5 protein-coding genes are annotated in these 2,891 nt (G+C 31.4%); 4 read left to right on the forward strand and 1 reads right to left on the reverse strand.

The window, feature by feature from the left end:
- A partial coding sequence (locus tag ACRDCA_RS07900; protein ID WP_438689038.1) for a hypothetical protein occupies window positions 1–326 on the reverse strand: 326 nt, incomplete at its 3' end.
- A 160-nt stretch (window positions 327–486) separates the two neighbouring features.
- Between ACRDCA_RS07900 and ACRDCA_RS07905 the strand changes: the two genes are divergently transcribed.
- From ACRDCA_RS07905 to ACRDCA_RS07920, 4 genes are all read left to right on the forward strand, one after another.
- Window positions 487–813 (forward strand): hypothetical protein, encoded by a 327-nt coding sequence (locus ACRDCA_RS07905; RefSeq protein WP_438689039.1) that lies wholly within the window; start codon window positions 487–489, stop codon window positions 811–813.
- A 94-nt stretch (window positions 814–907) separates the two neighbouring features.
- Window positions 908–1,594: a transposase gene (locus ACRDCA_RS07910; protein ID WP_438689040.1), complete on the forward strand. Its 687-nt coding sequence runs from the start codon at window positions 908–910 to the stop codon at window positions 1,592–1,594.
- A 98-nt stretch (window positions 1,595–1,692) separates the two neighbouring features.
- Entirely contained in the window at window positions 1,693–2,247 is a 555-nt protein-coding gene (locus ACRDCA_RS07915; protein WP_438689041.1) for a hypothetical protein, read from the forward strand.
- On the forward strand, window positions 2,225–2,629 hold the full coding sequence (locus ACRDCA_RS07920; RefSeq protein ID WP_438689042.1) for a hypothetical protein: 405 nt from the start codon (window positions 2,225–2,227) through the stop codon (window positions 2,627–2,629). Before ACRDCA_RS07915 ends, ACRDCA_RS07920 begins: the two co-directional genes overlap by 23 nt.
- Window positions 2,630–2,891 lie beyond the last annotated feature (262 nt).

Genomic DNA, 2,891 nt, shown 5'->3' on the forward strand with positions numbered 1-2,891 from the left:
TCATGAACTGCAACTACGTAATCACATCCATTTTTCACGTGAAATGATTCAACGAAATCATTCACAAATCTCTCTAATCTTTCTCTATTTGCTTCGCCTTTATACTCATTTGGGATTGCGATATTTAGTCCTCGTGCATGAGTTTTCTCACTTTCACGTTCTAAATCCTTCCAATATTGAGCAGGAACGTTGCTGGAGGTAAACAGCAATTTCTCCTGCTTTTCGTGGCTAGTAATGTAGTTGTGATACGTAACACAACTACCAGTGCGACTGCCACTGTTCCCTACTTTGACCATACGGACAAAGGTAGTCTTTGCTTTTTTCATCGTTTTTCTCCTTTCGTTTTTTAACACCGTAGGTCGCTACCATGTACATGAAATGTGACATGGGTGTCTTGCGCTACTTTATCAAAGTAGCAAAGTTTAAAAATCAGTGCTCTTTATCCTTATCTTATCACTGATGGTTTTTCGCTGCAACTCATTATCGTTGAATTTTGTCACCTTTATTGATACACTTAAAAAAAGAGGAAAAGAGGGTGTTAGAATGGGTAGGTTGGAAGATTTACAAAAAAGACAACAAAGACTGCTGGAGCAACAACACAAGGTTGCGAAGGAGATGAAGGCAATCGAGAATGTCCAACGTGAAAAGAATCGCAAAAAAGCAACACAATCCAAAATCATCATTGGTTCGATTTTTTACAAACATTGGCAATCACTGGAAGCCAAGGATCAAAAGAAATTTATTGTTGGCATGAGTGCAGAAGAAGTCAAAATTTTGAAAGAACACATCAGTTTTTTAGAATCGATTAAATAAAAACGCTTAATTCTACAATCTTGGACTATTGTCTCTTATCACACTCATAATGTTGCTTCATCCAGTATACTTACACCATGGAACGAGGTGAATTATGGAACTAACTACTAAATATGCTGATGTATTCAACTCTTTATCTGAATTTGAATCAAAGAAACTTGAGAAGGTCGTAATTGATATTTGTAAGCAACGATTGTTGCTTACAAATGATCGTCCTAAATTTTGTCCACTTTGTGGGAGTGCGGAAGCAACCTTTATTAAACGCGGAAAGCTACCAAATGGAAAACAACGCTACTTTTGTAGTAGTTGCTCTTCACGTTTTGTAAGTGATGTGAATTCAATATCCTATAAATCCAATCAACCTATGGAAGTTTGGTTTAAAGTTATTGAAGATACGATTCAATTAAAATCAATCAAACATACTGCGAAAGAGCTGAACTTAACAGATATTACTATTTTTCGTTTATGTCATAAGTTCCTTCATGCACTAGAAATACTAATGCAAGAAATAGATTTAGAAAATCTAATTGAAATGGATGAAGTCATCCATATTAATACCGTAAACCAACTACACGACTGGTTTAAACAAATCTATAAATCATATCGTGGAGTAGCGAGTAAGTACATCAATCGTTACTTAGCACTTTTTAGTTTTATAAAACGTTGTAAGGCATTGGAACTATCGGAAATCAAAAGTTTATTGTATACACGCATCAAAGAAAGACAAACCTATGTAACAAATAGACAAGTACATTTAGAGCACTTGGCAACAGCTATTTAGGCAAAGTCCATGATTAGAGAGTTAAGCGTTTTTATATTATAAATTTGTTATTTTATTGTTTTTGTGATACTGTTTTTTTATAAAACAAAGGAGGTTTCATGATGCTTAAAAAATCAGTTTCGTTTGTTATGCTAATGTTTTGTTGCTTATATTTATTTATACCTGTTTCCGCTTCTATTGAGAAAAATATTCCCGTTTTTACATATGAAGAATTCGTAAACATTGATTATAATAGTCTACCCTTTGAATTTTTTGTACAATCTAATGAAAATCAAAAAACGCCCACATATATCGATCGTTGGACTAAAGTAGGTGATAAAAAAAGTCTTGGGAAATCTGTATATTTAGGTGATCATCCACTGATAACAAGGGATAAACGTAGTGGGGTATGGGTGAGTTCTAGCAATATTGCAGGAAGTTTTTCTGCAACATATAAAAATGTTGGTATTTCTGTTAATTATGGTCAAACTAATTCGGGAAACTACTATGCAGCGAATAAAAATTATTGGTCTAAACTAGGTATTTATGCTGATGTTTATTCTCAGCAATATTCAGTAAGAAGAGAATCTATTACAGGTTATTATATACATACAAGAACAGAGTATGTAGGATCAATGGAGAACAAATATTATGCAATGCGCATCGTTAATTAATTTCAAAAAAAACAAAATAATTTTTTTACCTTTAATATTAATAATTTCTCTTATTATTCTATACGCTTTAACTACCTTAAATAAAGAAAAAAATAGATTATTACAAGTTGATGGTTATTTATTTTCATGTACTAATCAGACCTCATTAGATAATGAAATAAAAAGTTTTATTGGGGAAATAAAAGAGAATTTAAATAATATTTCTACGCAACCTGAAAAAAATTTTCAAAGCAATTTTCTTGAAGTAGGAACAAAATTATATTGGTGGAATGATGAAAATATTTCTGATTCTGACATGGAAGGTGTGACAGTTTTAATTAATAAAGAGTATAAAGTATGTAGACCTTATATAAATAATCCTAGTGATTTTTTCGATAATTAAGAAAAATCATTATATCGGTAAAGGTACATTATACAAAAATCTTATTAACTACTATGAGAAAAACCACGAAAATCCGTTTAAAAAGTTTATTATTTGATTTATACACTTTATCCAATACAAATTACAGCTTTTAAAAATACTGCTGGAGATCCGCTATAAACTATAATGGGCTAGGTATGAATTTAACAGGAAATTCAACAGCTGGTTTTAGAGGATATTTAATTTTTGAAATAAGTTCTTTAGGAAAAATAAGAATAATTAA

The sequence above is a fragment of the Serratia sp. (in: enterobacteria) genome, assembly GCF_051654945.1.
GTDB lineage: Bacteria > Pseudomonadota > Gammaproteobacteria > Enterobacterales > Enterobacteriaceae > Chania.